This is a genomic window from Serratia sp. YWN4 (assembly GCF_055790845.1).
In genome coordinates this window covers 3,377,127-3,392,526 of sequence record NZ_CM147696.1, presented here as the reverse complement: position 1 = coordinate 3,392,526, position 15,400 = coordinate 3,377,127, and the positions used below count along the sequence as shown (strand labels likewise).

The 15,400-nt window shown below is 55.8% G+C and carries 13 protein-coding genes; 5 read left to right on the top strand and 8 right to left on the bottom strand.

Annotated elements, in window-relative coordinates:
* Positions 1–18 precede the first annotated feature (18 nt).
* Complete coding sequence (gene artP, locus ACX9GT_RS15975) at positions 19–747, bottom strand: arginine ABC transporter ATP-binding protein ArtP (protein WP_473187702.1); 729 nt, start codon at positions 745–747, stop codon at positions 19–21.
* A 337-nt stretch (positions 748–1,084) separates the two neighbouring features.
* Here artP and ACX9GT_RS15970 point away from each other — a divergent pair, with 337 nt between their 5' ends.
* A complete protein-coding gene (locus ACX9GT_RS15970) occupies positions 1,085–1,891 on the top strand; it encodes an N-acetylmuramoyl-L-alanine amidase (protein WP_473191613.1) in 807 nt (268 codons plus the stop codon).
* Here ACX9GT_RS15970 and ACX9GT_RS15965 read toward each other — a convergent pair whose 3' ends face one another.
* Together ACX9GT_RS15965 and ACX9GT_RS15960 are read right to left on the bottom strand one after the other, a co-directional pair.
* Entirely contained in the window at positions 1,892–2,902 is a 1,011-nt protein-coding gene (locus ACX9GT_RS15965) for an NAD-dependent epimerase/dehydratase family protein (protein ID WP_473187701.1), read from the bottom strand.
* A 166-nt stretch (positions 2,903–3,068) separates the two neighbouring features.
* Entirely contained in the window at positions 3,069–4,508 is a 1,440-nt protein-coding gene (locus tag ACX9GT_RS15960) for a DUF2867 domain-containing protein (RefSeq protein ID WP_473187700.1), read from the bottom strand.
* A gap of 157 nt (positions 4,509–4,665) precedes the next feature.
* On the opposite strand from ACX9GT_RS15960, the gene ACX9GT_RS15955 reads away from it, so the two are divergent.
* Positions 4,666–5,013 carry a DUF1294 domain-containing protein gene (locus ACX9GT_RS15955; RefSeq protein ID WP_473187699.1) on the top strand — a complete coding sequence of 116 codons (348 nt, stop codon included), beginning with the start codon at positions 4,666–4,668 and terminating at the stop codon, positions 5,011–5,013.
* A gap of 54 nt (positions 5,014–5,067) precedes the next feature.
* Here the strand turns inward: ACX9GT_RS15955 and ltaE are convergent, their stop codons facing one another.
* From ltaE to ACX9GT_RS15935, 4 genes are all read right to left on the bottom strand, one after another.
* Positions 5,068–6,084, bottom strand: a complete 1,017-nt coding sequence (gene ltaE, locus ACX9GT_RS15950; protein WP_473187698.1) for a low-specificity L-threonine aldolase — start codon at positions 6,082–6,084, stop codon at positions 5,068–5,070.
* A gap of 94 nt (positions 6,085–6,178) precedes the next feature.
* Positions 6,179–7,183, bottom strand: coding sequence for an NADH oxidoreductase (gene hcr, locus ACX9GT_RS15945; RefSeq protein WP_473187697.1), 1,005 nt, complete (start codon positions 7,181–7,183; stop codon positions 6,179–6,181).
* Between the two features lie 54 nt (positions 7,184–7,237).
* Positions 7,238–8,887 carry a hydroxylamine reductase gene (gene hcp / locus ACX9GT_RS15940; RefSeq protein ID WP_473187696.1) on the bottom strand — a complete coding sequence of 550 codons (1,650 nt, stop codon included), beginning with the start codon at positions 8,885–8,887 and terminating at the stop codon, positions 7,238–7,240.
* 233 nt (positions 8,888–9,120) lie between these two features.
* The gene (locus ACX9GT_RS15935) at positions 9,121–10,017 is read right to left on the bottom strand and encodes a LysO family transporter (RefSeq protein ID WP_473187695.1); all 897 of its coding nucleotides are present in this window, start codon (positions 10,015–10,017) and stop codon (positions 9,121–9,123) included.
* A 248-nt stretch (positions 10,018–10,265) separates the two neighbouring features.
* On the opposite strand from ACX9GT_RS15935, the gene ACX9GT_RS15930 reads away from it, so the two are divergent.
* The 3 genes from ACX9GT_RS15930 to macB all read left to right on the top strand — a co-directional run bounded on the left by ACX9GT_RS15930 (position 10,266) and on the right by macB (position 15,059).
* The gene (locus tag ACX9GT_RS15930; RefSeq protein ID WP_473191612.1) at positions 10,266–11,924 is read left to right on the top strand and encodes an ATP-dependent endonuclease; all 1,659 of its coding nucleotides are present in this window, start codon (positions 10,266–10,268) and stop codon (positions 11,922–11,924) included.
* Positions 11,925–12,036: 112 nt separating this feature from the next.
* Positions 12,037–13,113, top strand: a complete 1,077-nt coding sequence (macA, locus tag ACX9GT_RS15925; RefSeq protein ID WP_473191611.1) for a macrolide transporter subunit MacA — start codon at positions 12,037–12,039, stop codon at positions 13,111–13,113.
* Positions 13,113–15,059 carry a macrolide ABC transporter ATP-binding protein/permease MacB gene (gene macB / locus ACX9GT_RS15920; protein WP_473187694.1) on the top strand — a complete coding sequence of 649 codons (1,947 nt, stop codon included), beginning with the start codon at positions 13,113–13,115 and terminating at the stop codon, positions 15,057–15,059. The genes macA and macB overlap by 1 nt, the downstream gene beginning before the upstream one ends.
* A 76-nt stretch (positions 15,060–15,135) precedes the next feature.
* Here macB and cspD read toward each other — a convergent pair whose 3' ends face one another.
* A complete protein-coding gene (cspD, locus tag ACX9GT_RS15915; protein WP_037393863.1) occupies positions 15,136–15,357 on the bottom strand; it encodes a cold shock-like protein CspD in 222 nt (73 codons plus the stop codon).
* Positions 15,358–15,400 lie beyond the last annotated feature (43 nt).

The window sequence follows — 15,400 nt, the reverse complement described above, 5'->3', positions numbered from 1 at the left end:
AAACAGCAAATCAATTTATTAGTGTGATAAGTAGTTGGCAAATTCAGCGGTTTGCGGCTGCGCAAAGTGGCTGGCATCGCCCTGTTCCACGATATGACCGTTTTCCATATACACCACACGGCTGGCGGTTTTACGCGCGACTTCAACTTCGTGGGTGACGATCACCTGAGTGATACCGGTACCGGCCAGTTCGCGGATGATGCTGACAATCTGGGCGGTGATTTCCGGATCCAGCGCGGCGGTTGGCTCATCGAACAGCAACACCTGAGGTTCCATCATCAGCGCCCGGGCAATGGCCACACGCTGCTGCTGACCACCGGAAAGATGCAGCGGGAAACGATCGGCGAAGTCGGTCAGGCGCAGGCGCTTGAGCAACTTATCGGCACGCTCCATCGCTTGTGCCTTGGTCAAGCCAAGCACGCGGCAAGGGGCTTCGATCAGATTCTGCACCACGGTCAGGTGGGGCCAGAGATTATATTGCTGGAATACCATGCCGACATTCTGGCGCAGCTCACGGATAGCTTTTTCACCCGGTGCGTGCTTGAAGTCGAACTGATTACCCGCGATCTGCAAGTGGCCTGAGCGTGGCATTTCGAGCAGGTTTAGCACCCGCAGCAACGAGCTTTTCCCCGCGCCGCTTGGGCCAAGCAGCACTAAGGTTTCCCCTGCTGGACAATCCAGCGTGATGTTAAACAGCGCCTGGTGCGCGCCGTAAAAGCAATTGATATCTTTTAGTTGAATACTCATGCGCCGGAATTGAATAGACATTGATGTCGCGAATGTTAACTTCCACAGAATACTTATGCAATCTTTGTGAGTTAAAATTTATTACTGTGCGTCATAACGATGAAACAATAGCACAAGATACCGCGACTTACGCACGAATGGCGGATTTGTCGCGCACTGTGTGATATTGGTAGCGAATTTTCTTAAATTGTTGGGAACTTGTGCGCAATCAAGGCGTGCTGCCGGTAATTGGCGTATAGCGTGCACCGGTTGAGGTGATATCCTTAATCAGGAAATCCGTGAAAAACACAGGAAGAAACAGGTGAACATCAGGTTAGGGATCGTTGCCATAGCGCTAATGCTGCTGGTGGGCTGCCAAAGTTCAGGGCACGACACGGTGGTGGATCGCGGCAGTTATCAGTTGGAAACGCGTCATCAGGCACAAGGGGCCGATCGGCGCATCCGTTTTCTGGTGATGCATTATACCGCCGAGGATTTCCATTCCTCGCTGAAAACCCTGACCGATGAACACGTCAGCGCCCATTATCTGTTGCCTGAGCATCCGCCATTACGCGATGGTAAACCGGTCGCCTTTCAACTGGTTCCTGAAGAGATGCGCGCCTGGCATGCCGGGGCCAGCAACTGGCGTGGGCGTAGCAATTTGAATGACACCTCGATCGGGATTGAGATCGTCAACCCAGGTTTCAGTCGTACTTTGCTGAGCAAGCAGTGGCAACCCTATACCGCCGAGCAAATCGATCTGCTGATTCGCCTCAGCAGCGATATTGTGCAGCGTTATGCCATGCAACCGACGGATGTGGTGGGCCACAGCGATATTGCTCCGCAGCGTAAACAGGATCCTGGGCCGTTATTCCCTTGGCAACAGTTGGCGCAGGCGGGCATCGGTGCCTGGCCGGATAAGCCGGTGGTCGAGCGCTATCTGGCGGGGCGCGATAAACAATTGCCGGTGCCGATGGCGGCACTGCTGGAGAAGCTGGCACGCTATGGTTACGCCGTCGATCCACTGTGGGATGCCAAGCAGCAGCGCAATGTGCTGGTGGCATTTCAGATGCACTTCCGGCCCAGCGATTATCGCGGTGAACCGGATGCAGAGAGTGAGGCGATTATTGATGCGTTGCTGGCAAAATATGGCGCAGTTCGCTGATTACAAACCGTGCAGCTTGCCGTGATCTTTCAGCCAGCGGGCCGTGCGGCTGATGCCTTCTTCCAGCGAAATCAGCGGCTGGTAGCCTAATTCCTGCTGTGCTCTGGAGGTATCCAGCGTCAGATCGAAGTTGAGTTTGGCTACGCCGTAATGGGTCAGTACCGGCTCTTTCTCGCTTTTGTTGCTCAGCTTTTCCATGCCGCGTGCCAGCATATCCAGCATCGGATAAGGCACTGAGCGGATGCGGCACTTCATGCCCAGTTCGTCGATCAGTTGCTGCACCACCACACGCAATGGGCATACCTGCTGATTGGTGATGTTGTAGGCGCGGCCAGACGGAGTATTTTCTTTCTGGGTCGCCAGCCACATGGCGTGGACGGCGTTTTCCAGATAAGTCATATCCACCAAGGCATTACCGCCGCGCGGCAGCAGCAGGCTGCCATAGTGCTTAATCATTTGCAGCAGGCGTGGCAGCATCACCTTGTCGTGCGGGCCAAACAGCCCCTGAGGGCGCAAAATCGTAAAGTGGGTATGCGGGTTGGATAACGCCAGTTGCTGGATCACCTGTTCACCGGCGGCTTTGCTGCGGGCAAACTCATTGGCAAAGCGCTGTGGGCGGAAATCCTCACCCACGTTGCGATGATGCCGGTAATCGAAGTAAATCGCCGGTGAAGAGATATGGATAAACTGCGAAACACCGTAAGCCGCCGCCCATTCACCCAAACGACGGGTGGCACGCACGTTGGCCAGCTCAAAGGCTTTTTCCGTGCCCCACGGAGAAGTAAAACTGGAGCAATGCCATAACACGTCCACATCCGCCAGCATGGCCTTGGCCTGCGAAGAGATCAGATTGGTGAGATCGGCATGAATGAATTCGGCACCCAATTTTTCCAGCAGGCTGCCCATTGCCTGGTTACGGCCGGTGGCACGCACTTTTATGCCCTGGCGGCGGAGATATTCAACGGCGTTACGGCCTAAACCACTGGTTGCACCGGTGACCAATACCTTCATAGCGAACTCGAGTTCTCACCAAAAATCAGGATGCTGAGCGGGGAGTTGCTACTCCCCGGCAAATAGGGCGCCATTCTTTCGTGAATCTGTGCGCTATGCAATCGGAAAGCACCCAACCGCTGCGGCAAACTGTGCGGTTGATCGGTAAATAGGCACTCCGCCATGTTCAAGGGCGCCGGTGGTCGTATTCTTCGGCCAGTTTGGCGATGCGCTTAGCCATACCGCGGAAAATAAACAGGTGCGCAGGCATCATTACAAACCAGTACAACAGCCCGCTGAAACCCGCAGGGTGCCACCAGGCGCGTACATCAAGCTGGCGGTGGTCGCCAAAATCTTTGATGCTGAATGTCAGCCTGCCAAGGCCCGGTGCTTTCATGCCAAACATCAGTGCCAACTGGCGCAGCGGCTTCATGGTGATCACCTTCCAGCCGTCCACCAGATCGCCAACCTCTAGCGTATCCCGCGCTGGTCGGCCATAAACGATGCCATTACCCGCCATATCATCCATGCGTGCGCGAATTTGCCACAGGATGTTGGCATAGAAGTAGCCTTCCTTGCCGCCCAGTTGCTGAACCACATGCCACAAGGCGGCACTAGAGGCTTGCGTATCCAGCGTGCAACCTGCGTGCTTCGGGTAAAATCCGTAGCCAGGCCGCCAGCGGGCGCGAGCTTCGGGATCGTAACCCCAGTCGGCGGAGTCGATCACTTCATCCTCGCGGCGCAGCGTTTCCTTTACCGCTTCATCAAAGGTTTGCAGCCGTTGTGGGATCAAGGCTTGCAACGGCGCGCCGTCGGCGGGGAGATCGTGATTTAATCCCTGGATCAGCGCGCTGGCAATCGAGGTGGGAACCGAGGTAATCATGCTGATAAACCACACCGAAATAAAACGCGTTGGCAGCGGGATCGGGATCAGCCAGCGTTTTTTGCCACTGATGACGATAAAGCGCTCGAACAGGGTTTGATAGCTGATGTATTCCGGCCCGGCGACGTCAAAAATACGGTTTTCCTGTGCCGGGTGTTGCAGTAACTCGGTCATATAGACCAGCAGATTTTCCAGTGCAACCGGAGAAGACTTGGAACGCACCCAGCGCGGCGGGGTGAGGATCGGCAAGTTATAGACCATGTCGCGCATCACTTCGAAGGCCGCAGAACCGGGACCAACGACGATGCTGGCACGCAATTCGGTCACCGGGATACCGCTCTGGCGCAGAATTTCGCCGGTCAACTTACGGGCGATCAGGTGCGGTGAGCTTTCGCCCTCCGGTTGCAACGCACCAAGAAAAATCACCTGTTTGACTTTAGAACCACGCAGGGCGATGCGCAGGTTTTCTGCTGCCTGGCGTTCTTTTTCAATAAAACCATCGCCATCACCCATGCCATGAATCAGGTAGTAGACGGCATCAATCTGCCACAGGGCTGCGGTCAGCGTCTCTGGGCGATAGATATCCACGTAGCGGCAATTCACGCGTGGCCAGTTTTGCTCTTCCAGCCATTCTATGCGACGCGCTGCGGCGGTGATCTCATGGCCCTGTTCCACCAGGCGGGGGATTAGATGCTGGCCGATATAGCCGCTGGCTCCGAGAACCAGAATACGTTGGGGTATCATCAATGCTGCCTTGTGTCATTAACGTTGGTGTAAGCGGAGTGACAGGATGCCAAATTTGCTGATTAAATGCATTTTTTGTGTGGGTATTCAGCGTTGCATTTGAGCTGGCGTCAGTCCACTATACGCAGCGTATCTTGCTATGAGTTCGTGAACTTCCATGAAAATCAATCATTTCTGTTATCTTTCCCTGGTGCTGGTATCCGTTGGCTGCCTGTACTTTTCAAACCCTCTGTGGGTCTGGTTGTTGCTGGTTAACCTGTTGACGCTGCTGGTTTATGGTGGCGATAAACTCGCTGCCTGCAAAGGGTGGCAGCGCGTGCCGGAAATCACGCTACTGCTGTTCGGGCTGATAGGGGGTTGGTTAGGCGCTATTTTAGGCCAACAGCTGTTCCGGCATAAAACGCAAAAACAGCCCTTCAAGACCTATTTTATGCTCAGCGTGGTGCTGAACCTGCTGGTCATCCTGGGAGCCGGTTATTGGTTCTACGGCCGGATGGTGGTTTGAGATCTTGTATGGTTAATCCCCTGAAAAGCCTCAGGGGATTGCGGTTAAACGGCCTCAGGCATGCTGATGCAGAAATGCCTGCCACAAATCGACCACTTTCTGCAGATCCTGACGGCTGACGTTGAGATGCGTCAGGATGCGCGTCAGCGGCCCTGAGCTGATCAACACGCCGTTTTCACGCATCCATGGGCCGAGTTTTGCGGCCATCTCTGGGGATTGACGCAGATACAAAACGTTGGTCTGTGCGCCCGGCTCGGCGATATCTACGCCGATGTTGCGCAGTTGCTGTTCCAGCCATTTGGCGTTGTTATGATCGTCCTGCAAACGTTCCACGTTATGCTCAAGCGCATACAGGCCCGCTGCCGCCAGAATACCGGCCTGACGCATACCGCCGCCGGTCATTTTACGCCAGCGGATGGCACGCTGGATAAACGCTTCACTGCCGCACAGCAGCGATCCCACCGGCGCACCCAGCCCTTTCGACAAGCAAATGGTAAAGGTATCGCAATATTGCACGAGGGTTTGCAACGGAACGTTGAGCGCCACGGCGGCGTTAAAAATACGCGCACCATCAATATGCAGCGCCAGATGGTGTTCGCGGGTGAATTGCCAGGCCTGTTGCAGATAATCAAGCGGCAACACGCGGCCGCTGATGGTATTTTCCAGGCTCAACAGGCGGGTTTTGGCAAAATGGATATCGTCGGGTTTGATTGCCGCCGCCACTTTATCCAATGGCAGAGTGCCGTCTGGGTTACCCTCGATCGGCTGCGGCTGAATGCTGCCCAGCACGGCGGCACCACCGGCTTCGTATTTGTAGTTGTGCGCCTGCTGGCCAACGATGTATTCCTCACCGCGCTGGCAGTGGCTTAACAGGGCTACCAGGTTCGCCTGGGTACCGGTGGGCAGGAACAGCGCCGCTTCTTTACCGGACAGCCTGACGGCCTCTGCTTGCAGTGCGTTCACCGTTGGGTCATCACCATACACATCGTCACCGACCTCGGCATTGGCCATGACGCTGCGCATGGCCGCGCAGGGTTGTGTGACGGTATCACTGCGTAAATCTATGAGCATACGAATCCTTATCGCCAATCAGAGAAATGGCTCCCATCATAACCGGATTGCAGCGCTGAAAAAGCAGAAAATGCAGGGTGTGATGGATGTTCGATCAGGCGAGAGTCACATCGCCCTGTAACTGGCAACTACAGGCCAAGACATAGCCTTGTTCGATTTCTGCTGGCGTCAGCGTCATGGTGCTGCTGGTGGTGTAGTGGCCTTCCACAATGCGGGTTTTGCAGGAACCGCACACGCCAGCGCGACAGGCGGCAAGGACCGGCAGTTTATGGGCCTCTAGCGCCGCGAGCAGCGTACTGCCGACCGGCACGCGGAATTCGCGCAGTGGTTGGCCGATGCGCAGCGTCAGTGGTTCGCCTTGCTCGTTGTGCTGTTCCGCGGAGGTATGGAACTGCTCTTTGTGGAAGCGTGAAGCCGGGACGCCAAGTTGCTCACAGAGTTGCTCCACCTGCTGCATATAAAGCTCGGAGCCACAGGCCATCACGATACGCTCAGTGATGTCTGGCGCTACCTGTTGCAAGAATGGTGCGCTGATACGGCCGTTCAGCAAGCCAGAGTGCGCGCTTTGTTTGGCGATCAGCGTCAACTGTAACTGTGGATGAGCGGTACACAGATCTTGCCATTCATCGGCAAAAATCACATCTGCCAGAGTACGCACGTTGTAGATCACCCGGATATCGCACTGCGGGCGGTTGGCCACCAGCCAGCGACACATCGACATCACCGGCGTGATACCACAACCGGCCGCCAGCATCAGATAGCGATCGCCAGGGTGCTGGGTACAACTGAAATCCCCTTGTGCGTCTGACAGCCACAGCACGTCGCCGGGTTTGACCTCTTGCGTCAGCCAGCGCGAACCGGTGCCTTCGGGCAGGCGACGCACACTGAGGCTGATAAAGCGGCTCAAGCCGGGTGAAGAGGAAAGGGTGTAGGCGCGCAGCGTATCTTCACTGTTGCGAATGCTGACTAGCGCAAACTGACCAGGTTGGTAGAGGTAAATATCAGGGTTAATCAGGTTCAGCGTCCAGACATCGGCGGTTTCCTGCTGAATGGAGTGTACCTGCATCGGGTTAGGGCAAAGTGGGTTAGGTGGGGTCATCGGGCACCTCAAAAATAAAAAACGGGGCCGCCATCGCAGCCCCGGAAAATGGCATTAGCCAAGAAGTGTTTGCATGTCCTGTTCTACAGTGGTGATTGGGCGCAGGCCGAATTTATCATTCAGCACCGCCAGCAGGTTATCGGTCAGGAACGCCGGTGCGCTTGGGCCGGTGACGATATTTTTCACCCCCAGTGACAGCAGCGTCAGCAGGATGACGATCGCTTTCTGTTCAAACCAGGACAGCACCAGGCTGAGCGGCAGATCGTTCACCGTGCAGCCGAGTTTCTCGGAGAGTTTTACCGCCAGCATCACGGCTGAATAGGCATCGTTACACTGGCCGACGTCCAGCAGGCGTGGCAGACCTTCCAGCGTGCCGAAGTCCAGCTTGTTGAAACGGTACTTGCCGCATCCCAGCGTCATGATCAGGCAATCCTGCGGCACGCTGCGGGCAAAGTCGGTGAAGTAGCTGCGATCGTCACGGCTGCCGTCACAGCCGCCAACCAAGAAGACGTGGCGCAGTTTTTTCTGTGTCACCAGGTCGATCACCGTATCGGCGGCGTTCAGCAGCACCTGGCGGCCAAAGCCGATGGTGATCAGGTGCTCAAGCTCATTATACGGGAAGCCGTTGAGCTGCTGCGCCTGGCTGATTACCGCACTGAAATCATCCCCTTCCAGGTGTTTGACGCCCGGCCAGCCAACCATGCTGCGCGTCCAGATACGATCGCCATAATTGCCGACGTTCGGATCGATAATGCAGTTGGAGGTCATCACAATCGGGCCAGGGAATTTGGCGAATTCGGTCTGCTGGTTCTGCCAACCGCCACCGTAGTTGCCCACCAGATGGGTGAACTTTCTCAGTTCTGGGTAAGCATGGGCTGGTAGCATTTCGCCGTGGGTATAAACGTTGATGCCGCTACCTTCGGTCTGTTCCAGCAACAGGCGCAGATCTTGCAGATCGTGGCCGGAAATCAGGATGGCCTTGCCTGCCACCGGGCGCACGTTGACCGAAGAGGGCTGAGGATCGCCGTAGGCCAGGGTTTCGCCGCGATCGAGGATCGCCATAACGTTGAAGTTCATCTTGCCGATGCCCATGGCGTTATTCAGCAGGGTATCAACATCGCGCGGCGCAGTGCCAAGCCAGGCCATAAAGGCGTGGTAATCGGCGTAGATCTGGTTGTCGAACTGCCCCAGCACATGGGCGTGCTCCATATAGGCAGCGGCCCCTTTCAGGCCATACAGGCACAGCATGCGCAGGCCGTGAATATCGTCACCCACGTCGGCTTTATCGGTATTGAGGTCAAACTGTGCAGACTGCTGCAACAGCGTTGGCATATCGTTGCCAGCCAGTTGCAAGGCCGCCAGTGGATGATCGACGCGCACGCTGGCGTCCAGCAGGCGGCAGCGTGCGGCCAGTGATTCGCGCAGGGCAATGGTTTCACGCGCGTAGCTGATAATGCGGTCGGAATCGAAATTCACGTTGGTCAGCGTTGAGAAAAAGGCGCGTGGAGAGAAACTGTCGATATCGTGATCGACAATGCCTAACGCCCGAGCCTGTAACGCCCAGGCGGAGAGGCCTTGCAGCGCAGCGACCAGCAGATCTTGCAGGTCGGAGGTTTCTGCCGTTTTGCCACACATCCCTTGAGCGTAAGAGCAGCCGTTACCTGCTGGTGTCCGGATAGTTTGTTCACATTGCACACAGAACATAATCGCTTCCTTTTTAAAGTTGCATTTATAATGCCTGTTTTTGAGCATAGAACGGCAGGGCGAGCTTAAAAAGACTTTTTTAGTACAACTTTACCTAAACTTGATGTAGGACAATTTAGCGTGCGGATGGGAATTATTACACTTTGCGCCCCGTCATATTTCAAGCTGTAGGTACGTTGGTTTTCCTACAGCTCGAGTTATTCAGGGGATACGGTAAGGGCGCGTCGAAAGAGTCAGGAGAACAGGGCCATCAGCACCGGTCCCAGCAGGCTCAGCAGGAAACCATGTACGATCGCCGGAGGCACCATTTCCAGCCCGCCGCTGCGTTGCAGAACCGGCAGGGTGAAGTCCATTGAGGTGGCTCCGCACAAACCCAGCGCCGAGGAGCGGCTGCGGCGCACCAGCGTCGGGATCAGCATAATGGCTACCAGTTCGCGCGCCAGATCGTTGAAGAAAGCTGCGCTGCCCAATACCGGGCCGTAAGCGTCGGTAATCAGGATGCCGGAAAGGGAATACCAGCCGAAGCCGGAAGCCATCGCCAGCCCGGTTTTCAGCGGTAGGCCCAGCAACTGCGCCGCCAGCGCGCCACCAGCCAGTGCGCTGACCGCAACCACCACCGCCACGATCATGCCACGGCGGTTGAGCACGATCTGGCGCAGCGTCATACCGCTATTGCGCAACTGAATACCGACCAATAACAGCAGGAAGAGCAGGGCATACTCGCTGCCTTTGCTGGCAAATTGCAGCCATTGCCACTGCGTCAGGCCCAGCACAAATCCCCCCAGCACCACGCCGCACAGCTTCAGGGATTCCAGCGCCATATGCAGGCGCGAAGGCAATTTTTCCTGCTTGTGGGTGTTTTTCCACGGCCTGCGGCGCTCCAGCACAAACAACATCAGCAGGTTAGCGCAGAAAATGCACAGGAAAAACACCCCGGTATACTGGAATATCAGCACCAGATTGCTGCTGAGATTCTCCAGAAATGCCAGGCTGATGCCCATAAAGAACAGAATGACGTACACCATCCAACTCAGCAGACGGTTAATAGTCTGAATCAGGGGTTTGCTGCGCAAGGGAATAAGATAACCGGCGATCAGCGGTAACAGAATAATCAGCAGTCCTGAATACATGATGAAACGAGTGTCCTTTAATCTGGGAGAGGCCGGGAACCCGGCAAGCTCAACACGCTAACTAAAATGAACGCCGGAGTAAAGCAACAGATATGATGATGTCTGCTTGACCTGCAAGGGTTTTTTTGACCATCCTCAAGGGGGATGGTCTTCATATTGGCAGAGTGATTTGCCCTTGGTACTTGAAGTTACAAGGGGATTAGCGACGCTCACTCACTTTTGGGTGGAGCGCGCATGCGAGGTGGATGATGTTCTTAGAACGCGTTGAGATTGTAGGATTTCGTGGTATCAACCGGCTTTCATTGATGCTGGATGACAACACCGTATTGCTCGGTGAGAACGCCTGGGGTAAGTCCAGCCTGCTGGATGCGATGACCTTTCTTCTGGCTCCGGAGCAAACGCTGTACCGCTTTGAGGCCCGAGATTTTCATTTTCCTCCCGGCGATGAAGCCGCCAAAGAGCGCCATCTACAGATTATTTTCACGTTTTGCGAAAAGGATATCGGCCACGCGCACCTGCCGCGCTATCGCCATCTGTCACCGCTTTGGTCGAAGGGTGAGGATAACCTGGGGCGTATTCACTACTGCTGTGAAGGTGAACTGGAAGATGATGGAACGGTGTGTACCTGGCGCCGTTTTCTTGATGCCGACGGCAATGCGCTGCACCTGCATCATATCGATCAACTGGTGCATGCGCTGATCCGCATTCATCCGGTGCTGCGCCTGCGGGATGCGCGTTTTATCCGCCGCTTGCGCTCCCGTTCGCTTAACGATCACCTTCCCGCCGACAACGAAACCTTGGCACAGCAGTTGAATCAACTGACGCGTGAACTGGTGCATAACCCGCAAAAGTTGACCAACTCCGAACTGCGCCAAGGGCTGGCGGCGATGCAGCAACTGCTGGAACACTATTTTGCTGAACTGGGCTCGCAAGTGGCAGGGCCACGCCACCATCGCCAGCCCCAGGAACAGCAGGCGTGGCGCTCGCTGGACAGTCTTAACCGTATGATCGCCGAACCCAACAGCCGCAGCATGCGCCTGATCCTGTTGGGGATGTTTTCCACGCTGTTGCAGGCCAAGGGCAACGTCAAGCTCGATCCCCATGCCCGCCCATTGCTGCTGGTGGAAGACCCGGAAACGCGCCTGCACCCCATTATGCTGTCGGTTGCCTGGAGTCTGTTTAACCTGATGCCGTTGCAACGGATCACCACCACCAATTCCAGCGCACTGGTTTCGCTGGTGCCGGTGGAGCATATTTGCCGCCTGGTGCGTGAATCCGCCCGCGTTGCAACCTATCGCCTTGGGCCGCGTGGCCTGAGCCCGGAAGACGGGCGGCGTATTGCGTTCCATATTCGCTTTAACCGGCCTTCTTCACTGTTTGCCCGTTGCTGGCTGTTGGTGGAAGGGGAAACCGAAGTCTGGCTGCTGAACGAACTGGCGCGCCAATGCGGTTACCATTTTGAGGCCGAAGGGGTGCGGGTGATCGAGTTTGCCCAGTGCGGCCTGCGGCCGCTGCTGAAATTTGCCCGCCGGATGGGGATTGAATGGCATGCCCTGGTCGACGGAGACGAAGCCGGGAAAAAATATGCCAATACCGTGCGTAGCCTGCTGGATAACCATGAGGACAATGAACGCGATCGTTTAACGGTGCTGCCAGCGCCGGACATGGAGCACTTTATGTACAAAGAGGGCTTTAACGCGGTTTATCACCGGGTTGCGTCGGTGCCGCTCAAGGTGCAGATGCCGGTGCGGAAAGTGATCCTCAAAGCGGTGCATCACTCTTCCAAGCCCGATTTAGCCATTGAGGTTGCGGAGCAGGCAGGAACGTGGGGCATCGATTCTGTGCCGCCACTGCTGAAAAAAATGTTTTCGCGGGTGATTTGGCTGGCGCGTGGCCGGGCTGATTAGTATCAATGAAGACTGGGCTAAACGTGATAATTTATCCGCGTTACCGCTTTTGGTAGCCAAAGATTGATAGGAATAGACATTGACGTGGTTAATAGGACGTAAAAAACGCTGGATGCTGATCCTGGTTGTGCTGGCGGTGATTGCTGCGCTGGCCTATTGGCGCTCCAGCCATCCTGTGGCGGTGGATTTTAAAACGGCTAAGGTTGCCCAGCGCGAATTGCAGCAAAACGTATTGGCGACCGGTCAGTTGGATGCGGTACGTAAGGTTGACGTCGGCGCTCAGGTCAGCGGCCAGTTGGAGAGCCTGAAGGTCGAGATTGGCGACAAAGTGAAAAAGGGCCAACTGCTGGCCATTATCGATCCGCAGCAGGCGCAAAACAGCATCCGTGAAGGTGAAGCGACTTTGCAACAACTGCATGCCCAATTGCAACAGGCGCAGGCGGAGCAACGGTTGGCGTCGGTGACCTTGCAGCGCAATCGCGAACTGGCCAAGGTGCAGGCGGTATCAAGCCAGGATCTGGATCAATATGTGACCGAACTGGCGGTGAAAAAAGCGCAGGTGGAGACCATCAAAGCGCAGATCATGAAAAATCAGGCCAGCCTGGATACCGCGAAGATCAATCTGGCCTATACCCGCATCGAAGCGCCGATGGACGGCGATGTGGTGCAGATCACCACCTTGCAGGGCCAGACGGTGATTGCCGCGCAACAGGCACCCAACATTCTGACGCTGGCCGATCTGAGCACCATGCTGGTGAAAGCGCAGGTGTCTGAGGCTGATGTGATTAACCTGAAGCCGGGCCAGAAAGCCTGGTTTACCGTGCTGGGCGATCCGAACAAACGCTTCGACGGCGTGCTGAAAGATATTCAACCGACGCCGGAAAAGGTCAACAACGCCATTTTCTACTATGCGCGCTTTGAAGTGCCGAACCCGGAAGGGGTATTACGCCTGCAAATGACGGCTCAGGTACATATTCAGCTTTCCGGCGTCAGCGATGCGCTGGTGATCCCCTTGGCGGCATTGGGCGATCAGATTGCCGACAATCGTTATCACGTTGCGGTGCTGAAACAGGGGAAAGAAGAAAAGCGTGAAGTCACCATCGGCATACGCAATAACATTGATGTGCAGATCGTCAGTGGGCTAGAGGTGGGTGACGAAGTGATTATCAGCCGCGGCGGGGCTCACTGATGACGGCGTTGTTGGAACTGAGCGGTATCCGGCGTAGCTATCTCTCTGGCGATCAGACGGTGGATGTGCTGAAAGATGTCAGCCTGAGCATTGAGGCGGGTGAAATGGTGGCGATTATGGGGGCTTCCGGCTCCGGTAAATCGACGCTGATGAACCTGCTCGGCTGCTTGGATAAGCCCAGTGCCGGTACCTATCGGGTTGCCGGGCGGGATGTCGCCACTCTCAACGGTGATGCGCTGGCGCAACTGCGGCGTGAGCACTTTGGTTTTATCTTCCAGCGTTATCATCTGTTACCCCATCTGAGCGCCGCGCATAACGTCGAAGTGCCTGCGGTTTATGCAGGTTTAGGCAAAGCCGCGCGGCGAGAAAGGGCCGCCGCGTTGCTGCAACGCCTCGGTTTGGGCGATCGTATCGCTTATCGGCCAAGCCAACTTTCTGGCGGCCAGCAGCAGCGTGTCAGTATTGCGCGGGCGTTGATGAACGGCGGGCAGGTGATCCTGGCGGATGAACCGACCGGCGCACTCGACAGCCATTCCGGTGAAGAGGTCATGGCCATCCTCAAGCAACTGCGCGAGCAGGGGCACACGGTGATTATTGTGACGCACGATCCGGCGGTGGCACGCCAGGCTGAACGGATTATTGAAATCCGTGATGGGGAGATCATTGCTGATTCCGGCTCGGCCGTGCGCGGCAATGTGCAGGCCAAAACCTTGGAGTTGGCAACCCCAGCGCCTTCCTGGCAGCAGATGTTCGGCCGTTTCCGTGAAGCGCTGGTGATGGCCTGGCGGGCGATGGCGGCCAATAAAATGCGCACGGCGCTCACCATGCTGGGGATCATCATTGGTATTGCTTCCGTGGTCTCGATCCTGGTGATCGGCGATGCGGCTAAACAAATGGTGCTGGCAGATATTAAATCGATCGGTACCAATACCGTGGATGTCTATCCGGGCAAAGATTTTGGTGATGACGATCCGGCATACCGCCAGGCATTGAAATATGATGATTTGGAGGCGTTGCGTGAACAGCCCTACGTCAACGCGCTGTCACCCAAGATCGGTAGCAGTATGCGGCTGCGTTTTGGCAATATCGATGTAGCGGCTAACGTCACCGGTGTGAGCGAGCAGTTTTTCCGGGTTTACGGCATGGCATTCACTCAGGGCATCGGCATCGATCCTATGCAAGTGCAATCGCAGGCGCAGATCGTGGTGATTGACGCCAATACCCAGCGCCGCCTGTTCCCTTACCAGAAGAACGTGGTGGGGGAAGTGATTTTGGTCGGCAATATGCCCGCAACGGTGGTCGGGGTGGCAAAAGAGAAACAGTCGATGTTTGGCAGCAGCCAGGCGCTGAGCGTGTGGGTGCCTTACACCACCATGGCGAATCGATTGGTGGGGAAAGACAGTTTTGATTCAATCACGGTGCGCATTCGTGAGGATTACAACAGCCAGGAGGCGGAACAACAACTGACGCGCCTGCTGACGTTGCGCCACGGTAAGAAGGATTTCTTTACCTATAATATGGATAGCCTGGTACAAACGGCGGAAAAAACGACTCGCACGTTGCAGTTATTCTTAACACTGGTGGCGGTGATCTCGCTGGTGGTTGGCGGCATCGGGGTGATGAATATCATGCTGGTCTCGGTCACGGAAAGGACGCGTGAAATTGGTATCCGTATGGCGGTGGGCGCGCGCTCTGGCGATGTATTGCAGCAGTTTCTGATCGAGGCAGTGTTGGTTTGCCTGGTGGGTGGCGCGCTGGGGATTACCTTGTCATTCGCCATCGGTCTGCTGGTACAAGCGGTGCTGCCGGGCTGGCAGATCAGTTTCCCACCCGCTGCGTTGCTGAGTGCGTTTCTGTGTTCTACGGGGATCGGCGTGGTATTCGGTTATTTACCGGCACGCAGTGCGGCCCGGCTGAACCCGATTGATGCCTTGGCGCGTGAGTAGTAAGCTGATAAAAAATGCCAGTCATAGATTGGCTGGCATTTTTAATGTGGCATTGCAGAAGAGCTTTGAAGGGCGCCTAGGCCAGTGCCTCGCTTTCCAGCGGCATAATAAGGCTCGCATGATTCCCTTTCGGCCCTTGATGAACGTCAAATCTGACCTGCTGGCCAGCTTTTAGCGTCCTGTAGCCATCCATCTTGATTGTTGAATAATGAGCGAAAATATCTTCGCCGCCGCCTTCAGGGCAAATAAAACCAAAACCTTTGGCGTTATTGAACCATTTAACAGTACCCGTCTCCATGCTTCTACATCCCTCGCAACGCAATATTTAGGTGAGATGAATA

What these genes read in the sequence shown, in the direction of transcription:
- ACX9GT_RS15965 (WP_473187701.1), bottom strand. Translation starts at nt 2,902, where the DNA reads ATGAAGGTATTGGTCACCGGTGCAACCAGTGGTTTAGGCCGTAACGCC.
- artP (WP_473187702.1), bottom strand. Translation starts at nt 747, where the DNA reads ATGAGTATTCAACTAAAAGATATCAATTGCTTTTACGGCGCGCACCAG.
- ltaE (WP_473187698.1), bottom strand. Translation starts at nt 6,084, where the DNA reads ATGCTCATAGATTTACGCAGTGATACCGTCACACAACCCTGCGCGGCC.
- hcr (WP_473187697.1), bottom strand. Translation starts at nt 7,183, where the DNA reads ATGACCCCACCTAACCCACTTTGCCCTAACCCGATGCAGGTACACTCC.
- hcp (WP_473187696.1), bottom strand. Translation starts at nt 8,887, where the DNA reads ATGTTCTGTGTGCAATGTGAACAAACTATCCGGACACCAGCAGGTAAC.
- ACX9GT_RS15955 (WP_473187699.1), top strand. Translation starts at nt 4,666, where the DNA reads ATGAAAATCAATCATTTCTGTTATCTTTCCCTGGTGCTGGTATCCGTT.
- cspD (WP_037393863.1), bottom strand. Translation starts at nt 15,357, where the DNA reads ATGGAGACGGGTACTGTTAAATGGTTCAATAACGCCAAAGGTTTTGGT.
- macA (WP_473191611.1), top strand. Translation starts at nt 12,037, where the DNA reads ATGCTGATCCTGGTTGTGCTGGCGGTGATTGCTGCGCTGGCCTATTGG.
- ACX9GT_RS15935 (WP_473187695.1), bottom strand. Translation starts at nt 10,017, where the DNA reads ATGTATTCAGGACTGCTGATTATTCTGTTACCGCTGATCGCCGGTTAT.
- macB (WP_473187694.1), top strand. Translation starts at nt 13,113, where the DNA reads ATGACGGCGTTGTTGGAACTGAGCGGTATCCGGCGTAGCTATCTCTCT.
- ACX9GT_RS15970 (WP_473191613.1), top strand. Translation starts at nt 1,085, where the DNA reads ATGCTGCTGGTGGGCTGCCAAAGTTCAGGGCACGACACGGTGGTGGAT.
- ACX9GT_RS15960 (WP_473187700.1), bottom strand. Translation starts at nt 4,508, where the DNA reads ATGATACCCCAACGTATTCTGGTTCTCGGAGCCAGCGGCTATATCGGC.
- ACX9GT_RS15930 (WP_473191612.1), top strand. Translation starts at nt 10,266, where the DNA reads ATGTTCTTAGAACGCGTTGAGATTGTAGGATTTCGTGGTATCAACCGG.